The 23,912-nt window shown below is 63.9% G+C and carries 22 protein-coding genes; 9 read left to right on the forward strand and 13 right to left on the reverse strand.

What is annotated here, in order from left to right:
* Position 1: 1 nt before the first annotated feature.
* Both NKH54_RS16975 and NKH54_RS16980 read left to right on the forward strand, forming a co-directional pair.
* On the forward strand, positions 2 to 1,093 hold the full coding sequence (locus tag NKH54_RS16975; RefSeq protein ID WP_023712101.1) for a fatty acid desaturase family protein: 1,092 nt from the start codon (positions 2 to 4) through the stop codon (positions 1,091 to 1,093).
* An 85-nt stretch (positions 1,094 to 1,178) separates the two neighbouring features.
* Positions 1,179 to 1,982 (forward strand): 3-methyl-2-oxobutanoate hydroxymethyltransferase, encoded by an 804-nt coding sequence (locus NKH54_RS16980; RefSeq protein WP_023682254.1) that lies wholly within the window; start codon positions 1,179 to 1,181, stop codon positions 1,980 to 1,982.
* On the opposite strand, the gene NKH54_RS16985 is transcribed toward NKH54_RS16980, so the two are convergent.
* Entirely contained in the window at positions 1,983 to 3,491 is a 1,509-nt protein-coding gene (locus NKH54_RS16985; protein WP_023712100.1) for an HAL/PAL/TAL family ammonia-lyase, read from the reverse strand.
* A complete protein-coding gene (locus NKH54_RS16990) occupies positions 3,488 to 4,489 on the reverse strand; it encodes an ornithine cyclodeaminase family protein (protein ID WP_023712099.1) in 1,002 nt (333 codons plus the stop codon). The genes NKH54_RS16985 and NKH54_RS16990 overlap by 4 nt, the downstream gene beginning before the upstream one ends.
* Positions 4,490 to 4,598: 109 nt before the next feature.
* On the opposite strand from NKH54_RS16990, the gene NKH54_RS16995 reads away from it, so the two are divergent.
* The 7 genes from NKH54_RS16995 (at position 4,599) to NKH54_RS17025 (ending at position 13,772) form a co-directional block, all read left to right on the forward strand.
* Positions 4,599 to 6,032 carry a DHA2 family efflux MFS transporter permease subunit gene (locus NKH54_RS16995; RefSeq protein ID WP_353028590.1) on the forward strand — a complete coding sequence of 478 codons (1,434 nt, stop codon included), beginning with the start codon at positions 4,599 to 4,601 and terminating at the stop codon, positions 6,030 to 6,032.
* Positions 6,033 to 6,304: 272 nt separating this feature from the next.
* Positions 6,305 to 7,291, forward strand: a complete 987-nt coding sequence (locus NKH54_RS17000) for an ABC transporter permease (protein ID WP_023690774.1) — start codon at positions 6,305 to 6,307, stop codon at positions 7,289 to 7,291.
* A 60-nt stretch (positions 7,292 to 7,351) separates the two neighbouring features.
* Positions 7,352 to 8,377, forward strand: a complete 1,026-nt coding sequence (locus tag NKH54_RS17005; RefSeq protein WP_023753584.1) for a sugar ABC transporter substrate-binding protein — start codon at positions 7,352 to 7,354, stop codon at positions 8,375 to 8,377.
* 79 nt (positions 8,378 to 8,456) lie between these two features.
* Positions 8,457 to 10,580 (forward strand): ABC transporter permease, encoded by a 2,124-nt coding sequence (locus tag NKH54_RS17010; RefSeq protein ID WP_353028591.1) that lies wholly within the window; start codon positions 8,457 to 8,459, stop codon positions 10,578 to 10,580.
* Positions 10,577 to 11,620, forward strand: a complete 1,044-nt coding sequence (locus NKH54_RS17015; protein ID WP_023696217.1) for an SMP-30/gluconolactonase/LRE family protein — start codon at positions 10,577 to 10,579, stop codon at positions 11,618 to 11,620. The genes NKH54_RS17010 and NKH54_RS17015 overlap by 4 nt, the downstream gene beginning before the upstream one ends.
* Positions 11,620 to 13,116 (forward strand): sugar ABC transporter ATP-binding protein, encoded by a 1,497-nt coding sequence (locus NKH54_RS17020; protein ID WP_023736014.1) that lies wholly within the window; start codon positions 11,620 to 11,622, stop codon positions 13,114 to 13,116. Before NKH54_RS17015 ends, NKH54_RS17020 begins: the two co-directional genes overlap by 1 nt.
* Positions 13,117 to 13,364: 248 nt before the next feature.
* Positions 13,365 to 13,772: a carboxymuconolactone decarboxylase family protein gene (locus NKH54_RS17025; protein WP_023736013.1), complete on the forward strand. Its 408-nt coding sequence runs from the start codon at positions 13,365 to 13,367 to the stop codon at positions 13,770 to 13,772.
* Positions 13,773 to 13,817: 45 nt separating this feature from the next.
* Here the strand turns inward: NKH54_RS17025 and NKH54_RS17030 are convergent, their stop codons facing one another.
* From NKH54_RS17030 to NKH54_RS17080, 11 genes are all read right to left on the reverse strand, one after another.
* A complete protein-coding gene (locus tag NKH54_RS17030; RefSeq protein ID WP_023687944.1) occupies positions 13,818 to 14,705 on the reverse strand; it encodes an amidohydrolase family protein in 888 nt (295 codons plus the stop codon).
* Complete coding sequence (locus NKH54_RS17035; protein WP_023736012.1) at positions 14,705 to 15,841, reverse strand: vWA domain-containing protein; 1,137 nt, start codon at positions 15,839 to 15,841, stop codon at positions 14,705 to 14,707. Before NKH54_RS17035 ends, NKH54_RS17030 begins: the two co-directional genes overlap by 1 nt.
* 86 nt (positions 15,842 to 15,927) lie before the next feature.
* Positions 15,928 to 16,809 carry an AAA family ATPase gene (locus tag NKH54_RS17040; RefSeq protein ID WP_023736011.1) on the reverse strand — a complete coding sequence of 294 codons (882 nt, stop codon included), beginning with the start codon at positions 16,807 to 16,809 and terminating at the stop codon, positions 15,928 to 15,930.
* Between the two features lie 7 nt (positions 16,810 to 16,816).
* Complete coding sequence (locus NKH54_RS17045) at positions 16,817 to 17,821, reverse strand: xanthine dehydrogenase family protein molybdopterin-binding subunit (RefSeq protein ID WP_023696212.1); 1,005 nt, start codon at positions 17,819 to 17,821, stop codon at positions 16,817 to 16,819.
* Position 17,822: 1 nt separating this feature from the next.
* On the reverse strand, positions 17,823 to 19,190 hold the full coding sequence (locus NKH54_RS17050) for a xanthine dehydrogenase family protein molybdopterin-binding subunit (protein ID WP_023746980.1): 1,368 nt from the start codon (positions 19,188 to 19,190) through the stop codon (positions 17,823 to 17,825).
* A gap of 11 nt (positions 19,191 to 19,201) precedes the next feature.
* Positions 19,202 to 19,684, reverse strand: a complete 483-nt coding sequence (locus NKH54_RS17055; RefSeq protein ID WP_023746979.1) for a (2Fe-2S)-binding protein — start codon at positions 19,682 to 19,684, stop codon at positions 19,202 to 19,204.
* A 60-nt stretch (positions 19,685 to 19,744) separates the two neighbouring features.
* Positions 19,745 to 20,539, reverse strand: a complete 795-nt coding sequence (locus tag NKH54_RS17060; RefSeq protein ID WP_023815619.1) for an FAD binding domain-containing protein — start codon at positions 20,537 to 20,539, stop codon at positions 19,745 to 19,747.
* Between the two features lie 16 nt (positions 20,540 to 20,555).
* Positions 20,556 to 20,999 (reverse strand): SRPBCC family protein, encoded by a 444-nt coding sequence (locus NKH54_RS17065; RefSeq protein ID WP_023746977.1) that lies wholly within the window; start codon positions 20,997 to 20,999, stop codon positions 20,556 to 20,558.
* Positions 21,000 to 21,112: 113 nt separating this feature from the next.
* Entirely contained in the window at positions 21,113 to 21,940 is an 828-nt protein-coding gene (locus NKH54_RS17070; protein ID WP_023712094.1) for an AraC family transcriptional regulator, read from the reverse strand.
* Positions 21,941 to 22,090: 150 nt separating this feature from the next.
* Entirely contained in the window at positions 22,091 to 22,861 is a 771-nt protein-coding gene (locus NKH54_RS17075) for an SDR family oxidoreductase (protein ID WP_031194897.1), read from the reverse strand.
* Between the two features lie 39 nt (positions 22,862 to 22,900).
* The gene (locus NKH54_RS17080; RefSeq protein WP_023673048.1) at positions 22,901 to 23,899 is read right to left on the reverse strand and encodes an ABC transporter permease; all 999 of its coding nucleotides are present in this window, start codon (positions 23,897 to 23,899) and stop codon (positions 22,901 to 22,903) included.
* Between the last annotated feature and the right edge of the window lie 13 nt (positions 23,900 to 23,912).

Genomic DNA, 23,912 nt, shown 5'->3' on the forward strand with positions numbered 1-23,912 from the left:
GATGGCGACGGCCAAGACAAAGCGCGATTACGGCCTGGTCGGCGAAAGCACCCGCCGGGCGATCGAGACCGGGCTGGCCTCGGCCGAGTGGTATCACACCGACGTGCCGCGCAAGGCAATGAAGGAAATGATGCAGCGCTCCGACGGGCCGGCGATCCGCGATACGGTGATCTGGATCGCAGCCATCCTGGGCTCGGCCGCCGGCATCGTGTGGTTCTGGGGCACGTGGTGGGTGGTGCCGTTCCTGCTCGTCTATGGCGTGCTCTATGGATCGTCGAGCGATTCGCGCTGGCACGAATGCGGCCATGGCACCGCCTTCCGCACACGCTGGATGAACGATGCGATCTACGAAATCGCCAGCTTCATGGTGGTGCGCAATCCGGTGCAATGGCGCTGGAGCCATGCGCGGCATCACACCGACACGATCATCGTCGGCCGTGACGCCGAGATCGCGGTAATGCGGCCGCCAAATCTGGTCAAGGCGGCGCTTGCCTTCACCGGCATTCTCGATTTCCGTTATTCGCTGCCGATCCTGGCGCGCCAGGCGTTGGGCAAGCTGTCGGACGACGAAAAGAGCTACATTCCTGAGACCGAACAGGGCAAGGCCATCACGGCGGCGCGCTGGCATGTCGCCGTGTACGTTGCGACGATCGCCCTCGCGATCGCGCTGGGTTCATGGCTGCCGCTGGTGCTGATCGGCCTGCCGCGTTTTTATGGCAGCTGGCACATGGTTCTGACCGGCCTGCTGCAGCATATCGGGTTGGCCGACAATGTCGTCGACCACCGGCTGAACACGCGCACCGTCTACATGAACCCGGTCAGCCGCTTCATCTACTGGAACATGAATTACCACGTCGAGCATCACATGTTTCCGATGGTGCCCTACCATGCGCTGCCGAGGCTGCACGAGCTGGTCAAGCACGACCTGCCGGCGGCGAACCCGTCCATGTGGCATGCCTATCGCGAGGTCTGGCCGGTGCTGCTGAAGCAGCTGCGGTACGAGGATTATTTCCTCAAGCGCGAATTGCCGCCGACGGCGCGGCCCTATCGCGGTGAATTTCACGAGCTCGATATGTCGGCGGCGGCCGAGTAGCGAATAAACCACCCGCCTTCTATCCGGCCTGTTACGGGGCCGGTAAGGTGACCGGGAAAAGCAACCAGCCAACAGGGACATCCCGATGAGCCGAAAGAGACCGACCGTCGCCGATCTGCGCGCCATGAAGGGCAAGCGCCAGCTGACCATGCTGCGCGTCCTGACCATGGACGAGGCCGAGGCTGCCGAGCGGGCAGGGGTCGATATCGTCTCGGTGCCGCCCGAGCTGGTGCTCAACCCTGAGTATCGCGATGCGGCGCCCAGCCTGTTCACCATGCCGGGCGAGAATTTTTATGAGATCGGCACGGCGGACGATTTCCTGCGCTGGGCGTTCCGGCTCTACAAGGCCGGCGCCGACGCCGTTTATTGCAGCGCCGGTTTCGCCACCGTGAAGCGGCTCGCCGACGACGCGATCCCCGTCATCGGCCATGTCGGCCTCATTCCGTCCCGCGCCACCTGGACCGGCGGCTTCAAGGCCGTCGGCAAGACCGCCGACACCGCCATGCAGATTTTTGAGGCGGTCAAGCAGTATGAGGCCGTTGGAGCTCTCGGCGCCGAGATCGAAGTGGTGCCGATCGAGGTGGCGAAGGCGATCTCGGAACGGACCTCGCTGATCATGCTGTCGATGGGTGCGGGCACCGGCTGCGACGCGCAATATCTGTTTGCCGACGATATTCTTGGCCAGAACCGGGGCCACATGCCGCGCCATTCCAAGGTCTACCGCAACTTCGCCGCCGAGTACGATCGTCTGCAGGCGGAACGCGTCGCGGCGTTTTCCGAGTACGTTGCCGACGTCGATAGCGGCGCCTATCCGGAAGACAGGCATGTCGTGCGCATGGATCCGGCCGAGCTCAGCCTGTTCATGAAACGGGTGGACGCAAAGGGCTGACTACTCGGCCTCCTTGCCGATCATCGCTGCACCTTGCCATGTTCCGTCGGCGAGCATGGCATGGAGCACCTCGGCATCCGTTCCCAGCGGCCGGTCCTCTCTCAGCATCGCTACATGCGCGCGCACCGCGGTATGGACCGCTGCTGTGCCGGGCGCCAGCTTGAGACCGTCGCGCAGGTCCACGGCTTGCGCGGCGGCCATCAGTTCGAAGGCGATCAGCCGGCGCCACAGCGCGATCATCCCAGCGCATTTCGACACGGCAAGCGGCGTCTGCGTGGCGTGGTCCTCTACGCCTTCGGACACGGCCAGGAAATCCAGCATCACCGGATTGGCCTTGTGGCGGATGCTGGCCAGGATTGCCGTTGCCGTCTTTTGCAGCGGCACGAAACCGGCCGAGGCGCCGCCAACCGGCGACAGATATCTGGGCAGACCGTTGCGGCCGGAGCCGGCGAGCTGGATGAAGCGGGCAACGCTTGCCGCGGCACATTGCGCGATCGCCAGGCCGAGCGTCTCGAAGGCAAGCGCCAGCGATGCGGTGTGGAAATTGCCGGTCGACAGAACCAGCCCGTCATCGCCCAGCACCAGTGGATTGTCGGCGGCGGCATTGAGTTCGATCTCCAGCGCCAGCCGCGCCTGGTCGATCGCCTGGATCAATGCACCATGGATCGACGGCATGCAGCGGATCGACAGCGGGTCCTGCAGGGTGGTCGGCGCCGGCTCTTCGTCGCGGGCAAGCAGGTAGCGCAAGCCCTTGGCCGCGAGTTGCTGGCAGGCTGCCGGCCGCGCCAGATGCAGGCGCGGATCGAGGATGGTGCGGTTGGCGCCAAACCCTTCCATGGTCAGCGCGCCGGCCTGCTGCTGTTGCGCAAAGGCCGACAGCGCGTCGGCCAGTACCAACGCGCCAGTGCCGGCTGATACCGCCGAGGCGTTGATCAGCGACAGGCCGTCTTTCGGCGCCAGGCTGATCGGAGCCAACCGCGCCATCATCAACGCCTTGGCCGCCGGCATGCGCCGACCCTGATAGTCAGCTTCGCCGTCGCCGGTCAGCAGACGGGCGAGCGCCGCCATCAGCACGAGATCGCCGGCGCCGATCGAGCCCAACTGCGGCATTACCGGATGCACGCCTGCATTGAGCGCATCGACAAGGGCGGTGAAAGCCGCCGGCGAAATGCCGGAGCCGCCGACTGCCAGCATCGCTGCGCGCGCAAGCATGGTCGCCCGCACCGCCTCTTGGGGCAACGGTTCGCCGACAGCGCCGCTTCGCCCTTCCAGCAACTGGCGCTGGAAGGCGCTGGCATCGCCCTCGACCGATGTGCCGAGATTGGCGCCGAGCCCGGTGTTGAGCCCATAGATTTGCTGACCGGACGCGGCGACCTGATCGAGCACTTTTCGCGCTTTGTCGAGCCTCTCGATGACTGTCGGTTCAACCTCGACCTTGCGGCCGCCGCGGGCGACCGCCGCAACGTCCTCGACGCTGACGCCGGCGCCGGTGAGGACGAGCGCGCTCATGCGAAGCGCAGCCTCTGGCCGATGCCTTTATCAGCAGCCTTGGCCAGCATCGCCTTGCCCAGCGCAATGTCGGACAGCGACAGGCCGCGATGCCAGAACAGGATCGTCTCGTCGTCGCTCTGGCGTCCCGGCTTGAGACCGGCAGCGATCTGGCCGAGCTCGGCGTGCAGCGTCGCTTCGCTCAGCCGCCCGGTCTCGACATGGGCGCGCAGCGAGCCGAACTTGCCGCCTTTGCACTGGCCCCAGTCGTCGACGACCATTTTCTGCATGATGTCGGTCAATGACAGCTCCACCGCGCTCATCGTACCATAGGGCACGACCAGCGCACCGGGCTTGATCCATTCGGTCTTGAGCAGCGGCTGCGGCTCCGGCAGCCGCGAGGCCTCGACGACGATGTCGGCGCCCTTGATGCAGCTTTCCCAGTCGGCAACCGCGGTAACTTTCTTGCCGAGATCGGCCGAGAGTTTGGCGGCGAAGCCGTCGCGGCTTTCCGGGCGGCGCGAATGGACGCGGATCTCGTCGAAGTCGAAGAGATGGTCGAGCAGGCGCACATTCCAATAGGCGGTGCCGCGCGCGCCGATATGGGCCAGCACCTTGGAGTTCTTGCGCGCCAGATGTTTGGCGCCAATGGCGGTGACGGCGCCGGTGCGCATGTCGGTGATGACGGTGGCGTCGAGAATGGCGCGCGGCGTGCCGGTGCGCGGATCGAACAGATTGAGGATGCCGAATTCCGAGGGCAGGCCGTGCAGATAATTGTCGACATAATCGCCGACGATCTTCACGCCGGCCGTATCGAGCGGCGCGACGTAGCCGCGCAGCACATTGAAGTGGCCGTGGAAGGAGGGATCGGGCTCGAGATGGACGCGGGGCTCTATCACCGTCTGGCCATTGCCTTGCGCGATAAGCCCGGCTTCGACAGCGGCAATGATTTCGCCGTCGGTCATCTCCAGGGCTTCGATATCGAGGCCATTGAGGTAGTCGATATAGATAGGCTTCATGCAATGTCCTTGGCCGCCCGCCCATCCATAACAGGCTGCGAGCCGACACGGAAGTTTGTTGGATAAGCTCTGGACGGGGCCAGCCATATGCTGTTCAACGCGGTTCGCCATGACTGCCGTTCCCGACACCGAGGCCTCCGCCGTAACCGCCAGCAATGCGCGGCGCGTGGCGTTGATCGTTGCCATCGCCTTTTTCATGCAGCTGCTGGATTCGACGATCATCTCGACCTCGCTGCCGCAGATGGGACAATCCTTCGGCGTGCCGGCGGTGGCGATGAGCATCGGCATCACCGCCTATATGCTGACCATGGCAGTGTTCGTGCCGCTGTCGGGCTGGCTTGCCGACCGCTTCGGCGCGCGCAACATCTTCCTGCTGGCGATCGTACTGTTCACGCTGGCCTCGCTGGCCTGCGGCTTCTCGCAAAGTCTGCCTCAGTTCGTTGCCGCTCGCGTCGTGCAAGGCCTTGGCAGCGCGCTGATGACGCCGGTCGGGCGAATTCTGGTGCTGCGCAATGCGTCGAAATCGGAGCTGCTCAACGCCACGGCGCTGATCACCTGGCCGGCGTTGTTTGCGCCCGTGGTCGGGCCGGTGCTTGGCGGCTTCATCACAACCTATCTCTCCTGGCACTGGAATTTCTTCATCAACATCCCGCTTGGGCTCGTCGGGCTGGCGCTGGTCGCGCGCTTCATTCCGGGCGACCGCGCGGCCGATCCCAAGCCGCTGGATTGGCCGGGGTTTTTCCTCACGTCGCTGGGGCTCGCGCTGCTGCTCTACGGCCTTGAGCGCATCGCACATCCGGAAGACGGCGCCTTGCCCGCCGTGCTGCTGGTTGCCGCCGGCATCGTCATCGGCTGGCTGGCGGTGCGGCATCTCCGGCGCGCGCCGCATCCGCTGCTCGATCTCAGCGCGTTCAGGGTGCAGACCTTCGCCATCTCTACGCTTGCCGCCGGCACCATTTTTCGCGTGGCGATCAACGCCACGCCGTTCCTTTTGCCGCTGCTGTTTCAGGTCGGCTTTGGCCTTTCGCCGGTCGATGCCGGCTTGATGATCCTGGCCTACTTCCTCGGCAATCTCGGCATGAAGACGGTGACGACGCCGACGCTGCGACGCTTTGGTTTTCGCACGGTCATGGTCGTCAACGGCCTGATCGCCTCGGCCTCGATCATGGCCTGCGCGGCGATCTCGCCTGAAACGCCGCAGGCGCCAGTAGTGATGCTGATGCTGATCGCCGGCCTGACGCGCTCGATGCAGTTCACAGCGCTGAATACTCTGGCCTTCGCCGACATCGATGCCGCGCAGCGCAACTCGGCGGCGACTTTGTCGTCCATGCTGCAGCAGATATCGATGCTGTTCGGCGTGGCGGTGGCGGCTGCCATCCTCAACCTGTCGCAGATCGTCAGGGACCGGCCGGCGCTCGACCTCGTCGATTTTCGCATCGCCTTCCTGGTCATCGGCGCCATCGGGCTGGTGGCGGCGTTGCGGTTCCTCGTGCTGCCGCCCGGTGCAGGCGCCGAAGTTTCAGGCCACATGACCAGGACCTGAATTCGCGATTTTCGCCGCTCAGGCGGCAATTAATTCCGCCTTGTGCTTTCGCCTCAGAACGGCACCTTCGCGCATACACGCAATGGCGCAACGGAATGCCAAAAGCGCAGCCTTTTCCTAGGATTGCGCCAGTTCTAGCAATCGGTGCGTCCACTGGAAGATTATCACTGCCAACGGGCGTTCCGAGCGCGGATTCATTTGACGAAGCGGCGCCGAGCCGATTAGCTTTCTTCGGAAGGGGTGGCAGAGCTGCCATCGGGGCGAATGCAGACATGAACACGATTGGCTGGCCAAATGTCAGGAGCCTGAATCAGGAAGGCATTGTCTTTGCCATCGCCGTGGTGCTGTTCGTCGCCGCTGCCATTGGGCTGCCTGGTTTCATCGCTGCCAACAATCTCGTTGCCATCGTCCGCTCGGTGTCGGTGCTGGGCATTTTGGCGCTCGGCATGGCGGTCGTCATAATCGGCAGGGGCATCGACCTGTCGGCGGTGGCGATCATGGCGATGTCGGTCGCCTGGTATCTGCAATTGCTCAACGCCGGAACGCCTGATGGGCTCGCCTTCGCCTATGTGCTGGCAGGCGTGCTCGCCATCGGCCTGCTCAACGGTTTTCTCGTCGCCTATGCCGACGTGCCGGCGATCTTCGTGACGCTGGCGACCGGCTCCTTCGTCTTCGGCTATGTCCGCTCGCAACTGATCACACAGGATGCGGTGCCGGTGCCTCAGGGCCATTGGGTGGAGCTGCTCGGCGGCCTGCGTTTCCTCGACATTCCGATCGAAGTGTTCGTCTTCGCCGGGCTCGCCTTCCTGTTCTTCCTGTTCCTGCGCTACACCAAATGGGGCCGCTACATCTATTTCGCCGGCGACAATCCGGTCGCCGCGCGCAACATCGGCATTCCGGTGCGGCCAATGCTGGTGCTGCGTTATGTGGTTTCGGCCTTTGTCGCGCTGATCGCCGGCCTGCTCACGGCGGCAAGCCTGCATTCGATCAACACCCGCGTCGTCAACTCGACGCTGCTCTATGACATCGTGCTGGTGGCGGTGATCGGCGGCATCGGCCTTTCCGGCGGGCGGGGCGGGGTGCGCAATGTGCTGGTGGGCGCTGCACTGATCGGCATCCTGTCGAACGCGATGACCATCATCGACATTCCGCTGCTCTATCAAAACCTGATCAAGGCGGCGATCCTGCTCGGAGCCATCATCGTCGACGGCATCATCAATCCGCGTGACGAACAGACCGCGCAGCAGGGCGACATCTAAGGGGTACCCGACCGGGTCATGCCGACCGGCCGGCAATAAGTGAAAAACAGAGGATGTGACATGAAACTGATCAGAACACTGATGGCGGCCGCCACGGCGCTTGCCGCTACCGCCTTCGTCGCGCCGACCTTCGCCGCCGACGATCCGGGCCCGGCCGCATACGCGCAGGCGCTCAAGGGCAAGCGCGTCATGCTGGTGCCGCTGGCGATGGGCTTCGACCTTGCGCAGGGCTGGTCGCACTATCTGAAGACGGAAGTCGAGGCCTGGGGCGGCACCTTCGAAACACGCGATCCGAACTGGGTCGTCGATGCCGGTGCACAGGCGATCACCGACGCGATCTCGTCCGACACAAGGCCGGACGTGTTGATCATCCATGCGCCGGACCTCAACTCCTATTCCAAGCTGATGAAGAAGGCGCAGGCCGCCGGCACCTACGTCATACTGGTCGACAATCCCGCCAACTTCCCGGCCGACGCCTTTGTCGGCAGCGACTGGGACCGGCTCGGCCAACTCGAGGCCGAAGCGGCGATCAAGGGCTGCGGCGAGAATTCGTCGAAGAAGATCGGCCTTGTGCAGGGTGATCAGGCCAACTCGTCCAGTCTCTACCAGTATGCCGGCATCATGAAGGTGCTGGAGAAGCACCCCGACTTCAAAGTCGTGGCCAAGCCCGACTCCAACTGGGATCCGACGACGTCGCGCAACGTGACGACGACAATGCTGCAGCAGAACCCCGACATCTGCTCGATCATCGACTTCTGGGATGGTGACGCCACCGGCGCATCCGCCGCCATCCGCGACGCCAAGCTCGACGGCAAGGTCTTTTTGGTCACCACCGGCGGCGGCGAGAAGGCGGCCGATTGCGACAAATTGCAGGACGGAACTTACGGCGCCGTGGTGATGACCGATCTGGCTCGCCAGTCCGGCGACATGAACGCTATCATCAAGTTCCTGCTGCAGAGCGGCCAGCCGGCCGGCACGTCGCACACCTACATCTACACGCTGGAGAAGGCTACGACCAAGGCCGACCTCAAGCCCGACAGCTGCTGGGACCTGAAGGCGCTGCAGGGCGAAGCGGCGGCGAAGTAAGCCGCGCTTTTTCGACTGAAATAAACGAGGTGGCTGGACAATCCGGTCACCTCGTTCCCTCATGGAATAGCAGCCGCCGATGTCCTTTCGCGAACGCCTCCAGTCCTGGCGCTACAATCTCGTGCCCGACCATCTGGTCGGCGAAATCCTGACAAAACGCTGGACCGACAACGCCATTCCGTTCCTGGCGCTGGTGGCGACGCTCAGCGTGTTCGGCTCGATCATTCCCGGCTTCTTCAAGCTGACCTCGCTACAGGAATCGACCCGCCAGCTCGGCGAGTTCTCGATGGTGGTCACCGGCATGACGGTGGTGATGCTGGGCGGCGGCATCGATCTGTCCGTCGGTTCGATCTTCGCGCTGTCCTGCTTCTCCGCCGTCTATGTCTTCTTCATCCTCGAACAGTCTATCTGGCTGGCGCTGGCGGCATCGCTTGCCACCGGGCTCATCTTCGGCGCCGTCAACGGCTACCTCGTCGGCTATCTCAGGCTGCGCGCCTTTCTGACTACGCTGGTCACCTTCATTTTTGGCCGGGCGCTGTTCGATATTCTCGTCACCACCTATGCCGCAGACGTGCAGCTTTCCCAGGCGACATCCGATGTGCTCGACTTCATCGGCGACAGCACCTTCTGGGGGCTTTCGGTCTCGGTGTGGCTGGCGATCATTCTTGCCATCGTCACCCATATCGCGCTGACGCGCTCACGGCCGGGCTGGCATGTGCTGGCGGTCGGCGGATCCAGGCGCTCGGCGCACAATGCCGGCATTCGCGTGCGCCGCACCGTTTTCATGACCTATGTCTTTTCCGGCTTCTGCGCCTCGATCGGCGGCTTCCTGATCGCTTGCCGCCTGAGTGGGGCAGGGCCGGGCACCGGCCTCAACCTTGAGATCATGGCGCTGACGGCGGCGGTGGTCGGCGGCGTCAGCCTGGGTGGTGGCCGCGGCTCGGTCATCAAGGGGCTGATGGGCGCCATCATCGTGCTGACCATGACCAACGGGCTGATCCGGCTGGGCTATGGCACCGGCACCAACCAGATGGTGCTGGGCATCATGCTGGCGGTGGCGGTGACGATCGACATCCGCTGGCTGAAGAACCGCCATAAGGTGCTCAACGAAGTCTATGTCGCGCCGGTCTATCTCAAGATGGGCGAGACACAGTCTGCGGTGCCGGGCTCAGGCACGCCCTACGCGCTCGACAACCGGCTGTCGGCGGCCGACCATATCGGGCTCGGCGAGTTGGAAGGGCCGGAAGACGTCATCCTCGACCGCGACGATCACCTCTATTGCGGCACGCGCCATGGCGAGATCGTCCGCTTCTTCGCGCCGGACTATATGAAATCGGAGGTGTTTGCCCATATCGGCGGCTTTCCGCTGGGCCTGGCCTTCGACAAATCGGGCAATCTGATCAGCTGCGTCGGCGCCATGGGGCTCTATTCCGTCTCGCCGGATCGGGAAGTGAAGCGCCTGTCGGCCGAGACGTCGCGCTCCTGGACCTCGATCGTCGACGATGCGCGGCTGCGCGACCCCAATGATTGCGACATCGCGCCGGACGGGCGCATCTATTTCACTGACTCCACCAAGCGCTATGACGCCCACGATTGGGCACTGGACTCGATCGAGAACCGCGCCACCGGCCGGCTGCTGGTCTATGACCCGAAGGACGGTTCGACGAAGACACTGCTCGACGGCTACCGCTACACCAACGGTGTGTGCATGGCGCATGACGGCAAGTCGCTGTTCTTCGCTGAGAGCTGGGCCTGCCGCGTGCATCGCTACTGGCTGGAAGGGCCGAAGGCGGGCGCCGCCGAATGCGTCATCCGCGACATGCCGGGCTATCCCGACAACATCAACCGCGCCTCCGACGGCAATTACTGGATGGCATGGCTCGGCATGCGCACGCCGAGCTTCGACCTGTCGCTGCGCCATCCCGATATGCGCAAGCGCATGACGCGCCGGCTGCCGCAGGACGAGTGGCTGTTCCCCAACATCAACACCGGCGGCGTGGTGAAATTCAACGACAAGGGCGGCATTATCGAGGCGATGGGCGACCTCACCGGCGGCGCGCATCCGATGGTCACCTCGATGCGCGAGCACAAGGGTTTCCTGTTCGTCGGCGGCATCCTCAACAACCGCATCGGCCGCTACAAGATTGCGGGCGCGGACCCGACCTGGACCAGCTCCGCTTCTTATTGGGGAACGCAGCCATGATCCTCGATCCCATCTTGGACATGTTTCGCGGCAAGGCCGTCACCATCCCGCCGCTCGACGGCGCCTTCCGGCCCAACACGCGGCTCGATGATGCGCCGGTTTTTGCCGGACTGATCGAACCCGACAATCTGCTGGTTGCCGATGGCCGGCTGCTCGCTTCCAGCGGCAACGCCATCTATTCGCTTGCCGCAGAAGTGGAGCCGAAGGTTGTCGAGACCTTTCCTTCCCCCATCACTGCGCTGGCTCTATCACTGTCGGGAGAACTGACGGTCGGACTTGAGAGCGGCAAGCTGCTGGTCGCCGGCAAGGAGGTTTCGCTGCCGTCTGGCGTCAGCTGCATCACCGCGCTTGCCTATGCCGAGGACGACACGTTGTGGCTGGCCAATGGCTCGGCTGAGCATGCGCCGTCGCTATGGGCCGCCGACCTGATGAAGAAGGGCGCGTCCGGATCGCTTTGGAGGCGGGACGCAGCCGGCGGCGGGTTCCGCAAAGTGGCCGGCGAGATCGCCTTTCCCTATGGGCTCCATCCCACGGGGCGAGATGTGCTGGTCAGCGAAAGCTGGCGTCACCAGCTCGTTCGCTTCGATGGTGCAACCGGTAGCCGCTCGACCGTGCTGACGCATCTGCCCGGCTATCCCGCGCGCCTTGCGCCGGCCGGCGATGGCGGCGCGTGGCTGGCCCTGTTCGCGCCGCGCAACCGGCTGATCGAATTCGTGCTGCAGGAAACGCATTACCGGCGCGACATGATCGACCAAGTGCCGCCGGCCTATTGGATCGCGCCGGCGCTGGCCTCCAACCGCAGCTTCCTCGAACCGCTGCAATGTGGCGGCATCCGCACCATGGGCATCCACAAGCCCTGGTCGCCGAGCCGCTCCTACGGGCTGGTGGTGAAGCTCGACCGGACCATGCAGCCGCAATTCAGCCTGCACAGCCGCGCCGACGGCACGCGCCACGGCATTTGCAGCGTGGCGGAGAAGGACGGACTTCTATTCATCGCCTCCAGGGGCGGCGATTGCGTGCTCGACGCGGGAGGTTTCTGATGGAACCGATCGTGCGCCTGGAAAATGTCACCAAGAACTATCGCGGCGTGCCCGCGGTCAGACAAGTCAGCTTCGAACTGCGCAAGGGCGAAATCCACGCGCTGCTCGGCGAGAATGGCGCCGGAAAATCGACACTGACCAAGATCATTGCCGGCGTCGTCGACGCCACTTCCGGCAAGATGTTCCACAAAGGCCGCGAGATCGCCTACGCCTCGCCGCATGCGGCGCTCGAGGCCGGCATCGCCATGGTGTTCCAGGAGACCAGCCTGGTGCCGTCGATGACAGTGGCGCAGAACCTCTATCTCGGCACCGAAAAGTTTCTCAACCGGCTGCGCGGCACCTACATTTCGGCGCAACAGTTTTTGCAATCGCTGAACTTCCCGGTCGACCCGAACGCCATGGTGGCAACGCTCGGCGCGGCCAAGCGTCAGATGGTCGAGATCGCGCGCGCCGTTCACCACAATGCCGAGATTATCATCTTCGACGAGCCGACGGCGACGCTGACGCCGGAGGAGAAGCGGCACTTTTTCGCACTGATCCGGCGGCTGAAGGCGAACGGCGTCTCGATCGTCTTCATCAGCCATGCATTGGAAGAGGCGCTAATGATCGCCGACCGCATCACAATCCTGCGCGATGGCGAGTTGGTCATAACCGACGACACATCGGCCTTCGATCGCGACAAGATCGTCGCCGCCATGGTAGGGCGCACTTTGTCGGGACAGATCTACCGCCAGCGCGACGAGGCGAAGCTGCGCAAGGCCGGCAAGAAGGTGCTGTCGGTGCAGGACATTTCGATGAGCAATGTCGTGCGCAACACCTCCTTCTCGATCTTTCAGGGACAGATCACCGGCGTGTTCGGGCTGATCGGCTCGGGCCGCACCGAGACCTTCAAGATCGTGTCGGGCATCTACAAGCGCGATTTCCTGCGCGGCGGCGCCATCGAGCTGGACGACCGGCCGGTACGCTATCTCGTGCCGAGCGAAGCGGTCGCCGACGGCATCGTCTACGTCTCCGAGGACCGCAAAAGCGAGGGCATTTTCGAGACGATGGGCATTGCCGAGAATTTGTTCGGCGGGCTCCTGGCGGCGGGCCGCGAAAAGGCCTGGGTGATCAACCAGCAGGAGATGCGCACGCTTTCCGCAGAATGGACGAAGACGCTGAACATCAAGGCGATAAACGACAACGCCCGCGTGGTCGAGCTTTCCGGTGGCAACCAGCAGAAGGTGGTGATCGGCAAGGGGCTGGTGCAGCAGCCGCGCATCGTCATCTTCGACGAGCCGACGCGCGGCGTCGATGTCGGCGCCATCGCCGAGATCCACCAGATCATCAACCGGCTGGCCGATGAGGGGCTGGCGGTGGTGGTGATCTCGTCCTACCTGCCGGAAATCATGAACCTGTCGGATCGGATTCTGGTGTGCCGACAGGGGCGCATCGTGGAGGAGTTCTCGCCGGCGGAGGCGACGGAGGAGAAGATCATGTATGCGGCAGTGCACTAGGTTGCCGGTCGGTGTTTGACGGTGCGCATACGTCACCAATTGGCGAAGGCCTCAGCGCCTTCGTCATCCTCGGGTCTCCGCGACGGCGCTTCGCGCCTGCTTCGCCCGTGAATGACGAAGCTGAGATGCTTCGGCCAATCGCCATGGTTCTGTCAGCATCAAAAACTGAATCGGAATAGCCGGTTAGCCGCCCTTGCTCGAAACCTGATTCAACCACCTGATCCACCGATTCAACGAAAGGAAACGCCATGGCCGCCACAAAACTCCTCAGCGATGCCGAGGTCGAAAAAATCCCGGTTGCGAAGGCTGTGTTCGACGACATCCGCGCGACGCGCAAGTCGGACTTCGTCAACAATTTCTGGCGCGGGCTGGCCAACGATCCGGCCTTGCTGAAACGGACATGGGACCAGGTGAAAGTGGTGATGGCTACGGAAAGCGCCATCGATCCGCTGACCAAGGAGATGATCTACATCGCTGTGTCGACCGCCAATGGCTGTTCCTATTGCGTCCATTCGCATACGGCAGCTGCCCGCGCCAAAGGCTTGACCGATGCGCAGCATGGCGAGCTGGCGTCGATCATCGGGCTGGCCGGGCAGACCAACCATCTGGTGACTGCGATGCAGATTCCGGTCGATCCTGAGTTTGAAGTGAAGTGAGGGGCGGCTTTCGCTTCTCCCCTGTGGGAGAAGGGAAAGCGTGCGCTATGCCGGTCTGTAAACCTTCTCTGCTGTATTCCAAAAGATATCCGCTTCCGCCACCGGACCGTGCTTCGCCACGGCTGCACGATGCGCCTTGATCAGTTCGGCGTGGCTGGTCCAGAGCTTCTCTATCGGGAAGTTGGAGCCGAACATCAGGTGGTCAGCGCCCAGAATGTCGATCGCATTGTCGACGATGTAGGCAATCAACGCCGGATCGTTGCGGTGGGCGAAGGTGCCGAGGCCCGACAGCTTGGCGTAGAAGTTCGGCGCTGTTGATAGAGTACTCAGGCCGGCTTTCCAGGCCTCGGTGGTTTCCGGCTCCATGCCGGTCAGCATGCCGGCATGGGTGAGGATGAAGTTGATCTGCGGGTTCTCGCCGACCAGCGTCAGCCCGTCCTTCATCTGGGCAGGGAAAAGCTGCAGGTCGAAGGACAGGCCATAGTCTTTAAGCCGCGCGACATTGGCCCGCACCTTGGGGTCGATGACCTGATCGGCCGAGGCAGCGAAGCGGAAGGCCGGCGTCTCGTGCCAATGCAGCTGCATGCGCACGCCGCGCAGCAGCGGGTACTTTTTCAATCGATCGATCTGGGGCCGGACATCGTCGACAGTCATATCGGTATAGCCGACGATAGCGTGCGGCCAGCCGGTCTCGTCGGCAGTCTTCTGCAGGAAGGCGACTTCTTTTTCGAAATCCTCCTTGGCCCAGTTGGTCTGGACATAGACGGCCTTCTCGACACCTGCGCCTTGCTGATCGGCGAGAAATTCCTCGATCGGATAGTCGCGGCGAATCGGCTCGTAGGGGCCAAAAATGCGCGGCACCATCGGGCCGACCAGCCAGGGCTGATCCTGCTGGCGCCAGATGTGGAAATGCGCGTCGATGGCTTTCTGCATCACGATACCCTTTTCCAGATTGCCGACGCCGCCGGGGCAGGGCGGGCGAGCGACAGGATGAAATCGGTGAGGCTCCCGGGCGACGAGCCGTCGATGAGATCGTCGAGATCAGGCAGGATGGCGCGGAGTGCTGCCGTGGCGGGAAGGAAACGCGGGTCACCGGCCAGCGGTGTGGCCAGCGACAGGCGAAAGGCGCGGGCGCTCAGGCGGCGTATCGCGGTCTCGAGATCGGCATGGTCGCCGCGCTCCAGCGCGTCCGACAGGATGATCACAGCGGCACCGCGCGTGAAGGCCGAGAACCGCGGCACCGAGAGGAAGGCGAGCAGGGTCGGTCCCATGCGCGTGCCGCCGTCCCAGTCGTCTACGAGTGCCGCCGCTCGGGCGAGAGCCTGGTCGCGATCGCGGATACGCAGTGCGGACGTGATTCGGGTGAGCTGCGTGCCGAAGGTGAAGATTTCGGCACGGTCAGCACCTTGTACGGCGGCGTGCGCCAATTTGAGATAATCCGATGTGTGCAGCTTCATCGAGCCGGAGACGTCGATGAGGATCAGCAGTTTGCGCGGCACCGTCTGGCGGCGGCGGAGCTGCGGCGAGGGGATATCGCCATCGGCGCTGACGATTTCCCTGAGCGAGCGGCGCAGGTCGAGCTTGCCGCGCGAATGGGTGCGCACGGTGCGGAATGAGCGGCGCGCGGGGAGGGCAGCCGACAGCTTGCGGCGAAAGGCGGTCAGCCTGTCATCGTCGCGCTGAAAATCGCGCGTGCTCAGTTGCTCCAGGCCCGACGACAGCTCGCCGCCTTTCTCCTGGCGCGTCGTCTGTTTCTCCTCCTGGCGCGTGCCGTGATCGTCTTTGATGCGGGTTTCCTCGTCTTCCTCGCCTTCGATCGAGGGTTGGCCATCGCCATGGAAGTGATTGCGAAAATGCGCCTCGAATTCGCCGCGGCGATCGGGCGGGGGGGCAAGCGTTGCGAGCGCCGCCTCGCGGATGTCGGCCATGGAGCGCGGGCCGAGCAGGGTTATGGCCTGCATGAAGCTGCAGACCTGCTCGGGGGCGACGGCAAAGGCGTGGCGGCGCAGCAGCCGGGCGAAGTCGAGGAAGGGCGCGGAGGCGAGAGGAAGGGTTCCCTGACGCATCATTCCTTCGCGCCCCCCTCTGTCCTGCCAGCGTTGCAGAGTGCCCAGGTGAGGCCACCTCGCTGTGAACGAGCTGTTGACCTCACACGTCACCCCAGCGCCTCCTCGACGATGGCACCAAGCTCCGGCGCGATCGCGGACAAATCCTCCTCGTCCTTGATCAGCACGCCGATGGCGCGGCGGAAGGCTTGCGGCCATGGGCTGCCGCCTTTCTCCAGTATGGTGGCGGCGTTGGCCCATTCGACGGCCTCGGAGATGCCGGGCGGCTTGGCCAGTGGCCGCGCGCGGATCGACTGCACGGCATTCGCCACGGCGCGCGCGGTGGTCTCGGCGACATCGCCGGCGCGCAGCATGATGATGGCGGCTTCGCGCTCGGCGTCGGGATAGCCGATCCAGTGATAGACGCAACGCCGACGCAGCGCCTCCGCCAGTTCGCGGGTTCGGTTCGAGGTCAGGATGACGATCGGCTGCGCCTCGGCGCGGATCGTGCCGCGCTCAGGGATGCTGATCTGGAAGTCGGAGAGGAATTCGAGAAGCAGCGCTTCGAATTCGTGGTCGGAGCGGTCGATCTCGTCGACCAGCAGCACGCGCTGCTCCGGCGCCCGCAGCACCTGCAGCAATGGCCGCGCGATCAGAAAGCGGTCGTCATAGATGTCGATCTCATGCTCGCCGGCATGGCGGATGGCGAGCAGCTGGCGCTGGTAGTTCCATTCGTAGAGCGCGTGTGCTGCGTCGATGCCTTCATAGCATTGCAGCCGCACCAGATCGCGGCCAAGCAGTTGCGCGATCGCCTTCGCAGCTTCGGTCTTGCCAACGCCGGGCGCGCCTTCCAGCAGCAGCGGCTTGCCGAGCCGTATGGCCAGGAAGATGGCGGTGGCCAGGCTGTCGTCGGCGAGGTAGCGCGATCCAGCGAGGTGGCGTGCCACCGCCTCCGGCGAGGTCGCGACAGTCTCGGCATTCGGCTCCTGCATGTCGTCCTCAGTTCGCCGCTTGCGCCTTCAGCGCGCGCAATATGCGCTCCGGTGTGATCGGCAGCGTGTCGATGCGCACGCCGACGGCGTCGAAGACGGCATTGGCAACCGCGGGGATCTGCGGGTTCGCGCACATTTCGCCTGGTCCTTTGGCACCGTAAGGACCATCCGCCGACGGCCGCTCCAGCACGATGATCTCGGTTTGGGCGAGATCGCCCGGTCCCGGCATCAGATACTGGTTGAAGTCGGTGCCGCCATGGTCGCGGTTGGGATAATAGGGCTCGGTCGTTTCGTAGAGCGCGTGGCTGATGCCCATCCAGGAACCGCCGACCAGTTGCTGCTCGACCATTTTCGGGTTCAGCGCGCGGCCGATCTCAAAGACGTTCTTGACGGTCAGCACCGTAACCTCGCCCGTCTCGTCATCGACCTCGACCTCGGCCACCGTGCAGGCATGGGCGTAGCAGGTCGACGGCTTCATCGCGCCGGTCTCTTTCTCCGGATAGGAGCGCGGGATCAGGAACATGCCGCGGCCTGAGATCGAGCGGCCACGCTTGAAATGAGCCGACAGCGCGACATCGAAGATCGAGATCGACTTTTGCGGCGCGCCCTTGACCAGAATGTTGCCCTCGCCATCAGTTTCGAGATCGGAGGCGTTCACCTCCAGCTCTTCCGCCGCCACTTCCAGCATCACCTGGCGCGCTTCCTTGGCCGCCTGGATGACGGCGTTGCCGGCGCGGTGGGTGCCGCGCGAGGCGAAGGTGCCCATGCAGTGCGGACCGGTGTCGGTGTCGGCGGTGTCGATGGTAACCCGGTCCGTCGGCACGCCGATGGTCTCGGCGCAGATCTGCGCCATGATCTGCTTCAAGCCCTGACCGAGATCGACGCTGGAAAGCGTCACCATGAAATTGCCGGTCGGCGTCGAATGCACCAGCGCCTGCGTCGGGTCGCCGCCAAGGTTCATGCCCGTCGGATAGTTGATCGCGGCGACGCCGCGTCCGCGCCTTAGCGCCATCTCAAGCTCCCTTCTTGTAGGAGGACATCGCCATATACTTCTCCGCCACAGGCCAGTTGGCGGCGCGCGACGCCTCCTGCATGCACTCGATCAGCGCCGCTCCTTCGGTCGGCTGGCGATGCGCCTTCATGTCGCCATCGCGATAGGCGTTGATGAAGCGGAATTCGAGCGGGTCCATGCCGATCAGCCGCGCCAGCTTGTCCATCTGCACCTCAAGCGCGAAGTCGCCGATGGTGACGCCGAAGCCGCGCATCGCGGAGGAGGGGGTGCGGTTGGTGTAGACGCAGTAGGTGTCGATCCAGACATTGGGAATGGTGTAGGGGCCGGGATAGTGCGCCGCTCCCTTCTGCGCGCCATAAGGCGAGTGGCGCGAATAGGCGCCGGCATCGGTGTAGCCGGTCACCTTGCGAGCCACGATGCGGCCATCGTTCATCACGCCGTCCTTGATGATTATCTTTTCGGCCGCTCGGGGTGACGAGATCTGCATCTCCTCCTCGCGGCTGTAGATGAAGGAGACGGGACGTCCTGTGAGCTTGGCGCCAAGAATGGCGATCGGCTCGACGATGACGTCGACCTTGCCGCCAAAGCCGCCGCCGACGGTGCCGCCGACGAAATGCAGTTTGGAGCCGGGCATCTGCAGGATGATCGAGGCGTTGTCGAGGGTGAAGAACATCGCCTGGGTGTTGGTGTAGCAGGTGAAGCGATCATTGCCTTCCGGCACCACGACGCAACCGGTGGTCTCGGTCGGCGCATGCTCGATCGGCGAGGATTGATAACTCTGTTCCAGGATGTGGTCGGCGCCGGCGAAGCCCGCCTCGACATCGCCGAAGCGCACCTTGCGGCATTCGCCGCTGTCGTAGAGGTAATAGTTCTGGCCGTGATATTCATTGACCAAAGGCGCGCCGGGCTTCAGCGCTTCTTCCATGTCGAAGACGGCCGGCAGCACCTCGTAGTCGACCTTGACCTTGGCTGCCGCTTCCTGAGCCGCACGCTCGGTCTCGGCCAGCACCGCCACCACCGCCTCGCCCTTCCAGCGTACCTTGCCGTCGGCCAGCACCGTCTCGTCTTCCGGTCCGACCTGGATCAGGATCAGGATGGTGTAGACATTGTGCGGCACATCCCTGGCAGTAAGGATTTTCATCACACCCGGATGCTTTTCTGCTTCGGAGGTGTCGATGGAGCGGATGCGGGCGTGGTGATGCGGGCTGCGGACCATCTTCAGGTGCAGTATGCCAGGAAAATTGCGGTCGGCGAAATAGGCGGTCTTGCCCGTCACATGTCCCGGCGAATCCAGCCGCGGCCGCCCATGGCCGATCTCGTGCAGGCCGTCCTTGCGCTGATCGGCGAAATAGTTTTTGCGCAGTTCCATTCTTTTGGTCCTTAGGCCGCGTTCTGCGAATTGGCTCGGGCCGCCGTCAGCACCGCCTGGATGATCGGCTCGTAGCCGGTGCAGCGGCAGATATTGCCGGACAGCGCCTCGATCACGTCCTCGCGGCTCGGATTGGGGGTATGGTCGAGCAGCACCTTGGCGGCCATGATCATGCCCGGCGTGCAGAAGCCGCATTGCGTGGCGAAGGCGTCCAGGAAGGCACGCTGCAGCGGATGCAGGACGCCGGCCTCAGCGAGGCCCGATGTGGTGCGGATGTCGGCGCCGCTGCAGGTCTCGGCCAGGGTCAGGCAAGAGAGCCGGAGTTCGCCGTCGATGATCACCGAGCAGGCGCCGCAGGTGCCCTGGTGGCAGCCGCCCTTGGGCGAGGTGTCGCCGATCTTGTCGCGCAGCGCGTGCAGCAGTGTCGTGCCGCTGTCGACAAATTCGGCCTTCTCCGAGCCGTTGAGCGTGAACTGAACCGGAACCTTTGCCATGTTTTCCTCCCAGCGCGCCTGCCCGATTGATCGGACAGACGCGCGCCCCCCAAGCGGTGGTTAAGTAAGCAGCAGCCGGCCGAGATGGACCGGGAGAACCTCGGCGCGATACCAGGCGCTGGCGATCGGATCGGTGATTGGCGAAGTGCCTTCACCGGCTGCAGCCAGCGCCGCTGCGATGCCGCCCTGGTCAAGCCTGCTGCCGATCAGTGCCTTTTCCGCAGCGCGGGCGCGCATCGGCCGGTCTGCCATGCAGCCGAGCGCGATCCGCGCCGAGGAGACAGTGCCGTCGCCGGCCTGTTCGAGAACGGCGGCGATGCTGAGCACCGAGACGCCCTTCGGCTTGACCCGCGACACTTTCAGAAAGCGGAAATTCTCAGCCTTCGGCAGTGCGAAGGCGACTGACGTGACGATGGCGCGGCTGCCGTCCCGCTTGGCCAGGAAATCCTCGATAGGCAATTCCCCATCATCGGTGCCAACCGTCGCATCCAGCGCCAGCAGGGCGACAGCGAAATCACCGTAGGGCGCGGGTGCGAACAGATTGCCGCCGACAGTCGCCATATTGCGGATTGCCGGGCCGCCGACGGCGCGTGCGGCCTTGGACAGCGCCGCAAGCTCCGGATGGCGGGCGATAGCCGCCATCGTCACCGAAGCGCCTATGCGGACCTTGCCGCCGGCAACAGTGATCCCGGAAAGGGTCGGATCGGTCGAGCGGACAAGGCCGGAGACGGAGATATCGCCTTCATTGGCGGCGCGCACGACCAGTGTGCCGCCGCCGAGATAGCGGGTGCCGGGCGCCTTCAGCGCCGCGTTGGCATCCCTGACGGCCGAAAAGGTCTGGAGGGCAAGCGCCATGGCAGTCTCCCCTGACTCAGCTCTGGCCAGAAAAATGGCTCTTCAACGCATTGAAGCCACCCTGGAAGACATTGGCGGCCATGCCGGCGGCGATCTTGTCGGCCTCGTCGGGTGCCGCGTCGAAGCTCGCGGTCCATTCGGCATAGGTGCGGTCGCCGTCTGTCACGCGGCGCAATTGCAGCGTCGCCTTGTGATTGGTCAGCGGTTGCGGCGTTTCGAGGATCGAATAGCTGACGCGGAAATCCGCATCCGAGAAGTCGAGCAGTTTTTCGCGGATACGCGCGCCGCTGGCGAGCTCGAAACTACGCACGCAGCCGATGGTTTCGGCGCTCTTGCCGTCTTCGATATGGCTCTTGACCATGCGCGGATGCCAGCCCGGCAGGCCGTTGAAGTCGCGGATGCGCGCCCAGACCTTTTCGACCGGCGCGTCGATGACGCTGGAGACGGTGACTTCAGCCATATGATCATTCCCCTACGAATTCGATACGCTGCAGGGTAGGGCGGCGGCCGGCGCTGCGCTTATCAATGGGTCTTGCGGCCCTATCAAGGAGTCTGAAAAACGAGCGGCTTGGCTCAGGCCATAGCCCGCGCCGCCTCGCGGTAAAGCGTCGGCGGCACGCCGACATGGTCGCGGAAGAAGCGCGAGAAATTGCCCTGGGTGGTGAAGCCGAGATTGCAGGCGACCGAGATCAGCGGCTCCTGCGACCACTGCAACTGCCGCACGGCTTCCTCCATGCGCAGCGTGTTCCAGTAGACGTTGGGCGTCAGATTGGTCTGTTCCTTGAACAAAGCGAAGAAATGCGGCCGCGACAGGCCGACGCTGCGGGCGACGTCGTCGAACGAAATGCGCTCGCAGACATTGGCCTTCATCAGCTGGATCGCCTTGCGGACGCGGAAATCCTGCATGGTGTTGACGCGGATGCGCGTCTCCTGCGGCGCCGAGGCGTCGGCGGCGTCGAGCACGCTATCGATGAAGCGCTCGATCTCGTAATTGGCGACGTCGTCGATGCTTTCATTATCGCTCAAATGATCGAGCAGGTTGGCGGCGGCCTGGTGCAGCCATGGTTCGAGCGTGATCGCAGCCTGTGCAAACAACGGCGCCGACGAAGGCAGGTCGCGGCGCCGGCGCGCCCAATCCGGATCGATGTAGAAGGCGAGGAACAGGCCGGGCCTGCCGTTGTGCGACAGAATGTGGCTGTGTGGCTGGTAGGAATTGATGCCGGCGGCGGTGCCGGGACCCAGCGGCACCGTCTCGCGGCCGACGGTCATCTCGCCGGCCGTGCCCTCCAGCCAGATGATGATGTGGGCCTCGACATGCGCATGGGTGACGAAGTCGCTGGCGACATTCAGGACAGAAACATGTCCGAACCGGCCCCAATAGAGCCTGATCGCGTCCGTCATGGGTTATACCTCCCGCAGACGACTGGCCTCCCTTCGCCTGCAACGGGATTGTGCGGCTGAGTTCGGGCTCGCGTCAAGGCGCGGGGCGAAAGCCGCTGTGTGCTGCCGGCCGTAGTGGTGGATTTTCAGACTGAGCGATAGGGTTTCCCGTCAAACCGAAGCCGTCATGCCGCCGTCGACATAAAGCGTATGGCCGTTGACGAAGGACGAGGCGTCGGAGGCGAGGAACACGGCGGCGCCGATCAGTTCGTCGACATACCCCCAGCGGCCGGCCGGCGTGCGCTTTTCCAGCCAGGCGGAGAATTCCTGGTTGTCGACCAGCGCCTGGTTCATCTCGGTGCGGAAATAGCCGGGGGCGATGGCATTGATCTGCAAGCCGTATTTCGCCCAGTCGGTGCACATGCCACGTGTCAAATTGCGGATTGCGCCCTTGGTGGCCGTATAGGGCGCGATGTTGGGCCGGGCGAGTTCGCTCTGCACCGAGCCGATGTTGATGATCTTGCCCTTGCCGCGCGCGATCATATTGCGGGCGACCGCCTTGCCGGCATGGAAGGCGCCGGAGACATTGGTCTTGAACAGCCGCTCCCACTGCTCCTCGGGAAAGTCCTCGAGCGGAGCGCGGAACTGCACGCCGGCATTGTTGATCAGGATGTCGATGGCGCCGATCTCGGCCTCGATGCGGGCGACATCGGCATCGACCGCGCGAAAATCCGTCACGTCGAAGGTCGAGGGGTGCGCTTTGAAGCCGGCGTCGCGCAAGCCGGCGACAGCACCGGCAACCTTGCCGGCATCGCGGCCGTTGAGCACGACACTTGCGCCATGCTCGGCAAGGCCGCGCGCCAGCGCCAGGCCGATGCCCTGGCCGGAGCCGGTGATCAGCGCCAGCCGGCCGTTGAGCTCGAACAGGGATTTCGATGTCAAGGCAACGGTTTCCAGCCGAAAGGTTCAGTCCAAAAACATTCAGTCATTGCGCCTGAAGTTGCGGATCCGGTCGAACAGCACCGCGAGCAGGATGGCGCCGCCGATGAACACGCCTTGCCAGAAAGCATTGATGCCGAGCAGACCAAGGCTGTTGCGGATCACTTCGATGAGCGCGGCACCGACAATGGCGCCGAAGGCGGTGCCGACGCCGCCGGCGAGATTGGCGCCGCCAATGACCGTGGCGGCGATGACCTGCAGTTCCATGCCGGTTCCGAGATTGGTGGTGACGGCGCCCAGCCATCCGGTCTGGATGATGCCGGCAATGCCCGCCGCCAGCGCCGAGATCATATAGACGGCGACCTTGATCTGCTTGACGGGAACGCCGGTCAGCGTCGCCGCGTGCTCATTGCCGCCAATGGCGAAGATGTGGCGGCCAAACTTGGTCCAGCGCAGCGTGAAGCCGGTGATCAGCGCCAAAAGGATCATGTAGAGCACCGGATTGGCGATGCCGAACACCCAGGCACCGCCGCCCAGCGCCAGAAGCTTGTCGTGATCCGGGCCGAACTGGAAGACGACGGTGTTGTTGGAGGCGACCATGGCGAGGCTGCGGGCAATCGACAGCATACCGAGCGTCACCACGAAGGGTGGAAAGCCGAGATAGGCGATCATGATGCCGTTGAAGGCGCCTATGGCGAGCGCGGTGGCGATCGAGGCGAGGATGCCGACCTCGATGGAGTAGCCGGCATGCATGGTGACGGCCAGCACCATCGACGACAGGCAGAGCACCGAACCGACCGACAGGTCGATGCCACCTGTGATGATGACGAAGGTCATGCCGAGCGCGATGATGGCGACGAAGGTGATGTTGCGGGTGATGTTGTAAAGGTTCTTCGACGTGGCGAAGGCGTCGGTGGCAAAAGACAGGAACAGGCAGGCCAGGATGACCGCGATCACCACCCAGAAGGTCTGGCTGGCAAACAGTCTTGCCGGCAAGGATTGCTGCTTTTGTTCGATCGGCTGGTCAATTGTCAGTGCCATCGTCGACCTTCAT

Source organism: Mesorhizobium sp. M1004 (genome assembly GCF_040318795.1).
Taxonomy (GTDB): domain Bacteria; phylum Pseudomonadota; class Alphaproteobacteria; order Rhizobiales; family Rhizobiaceae; genus Mesorhizobium.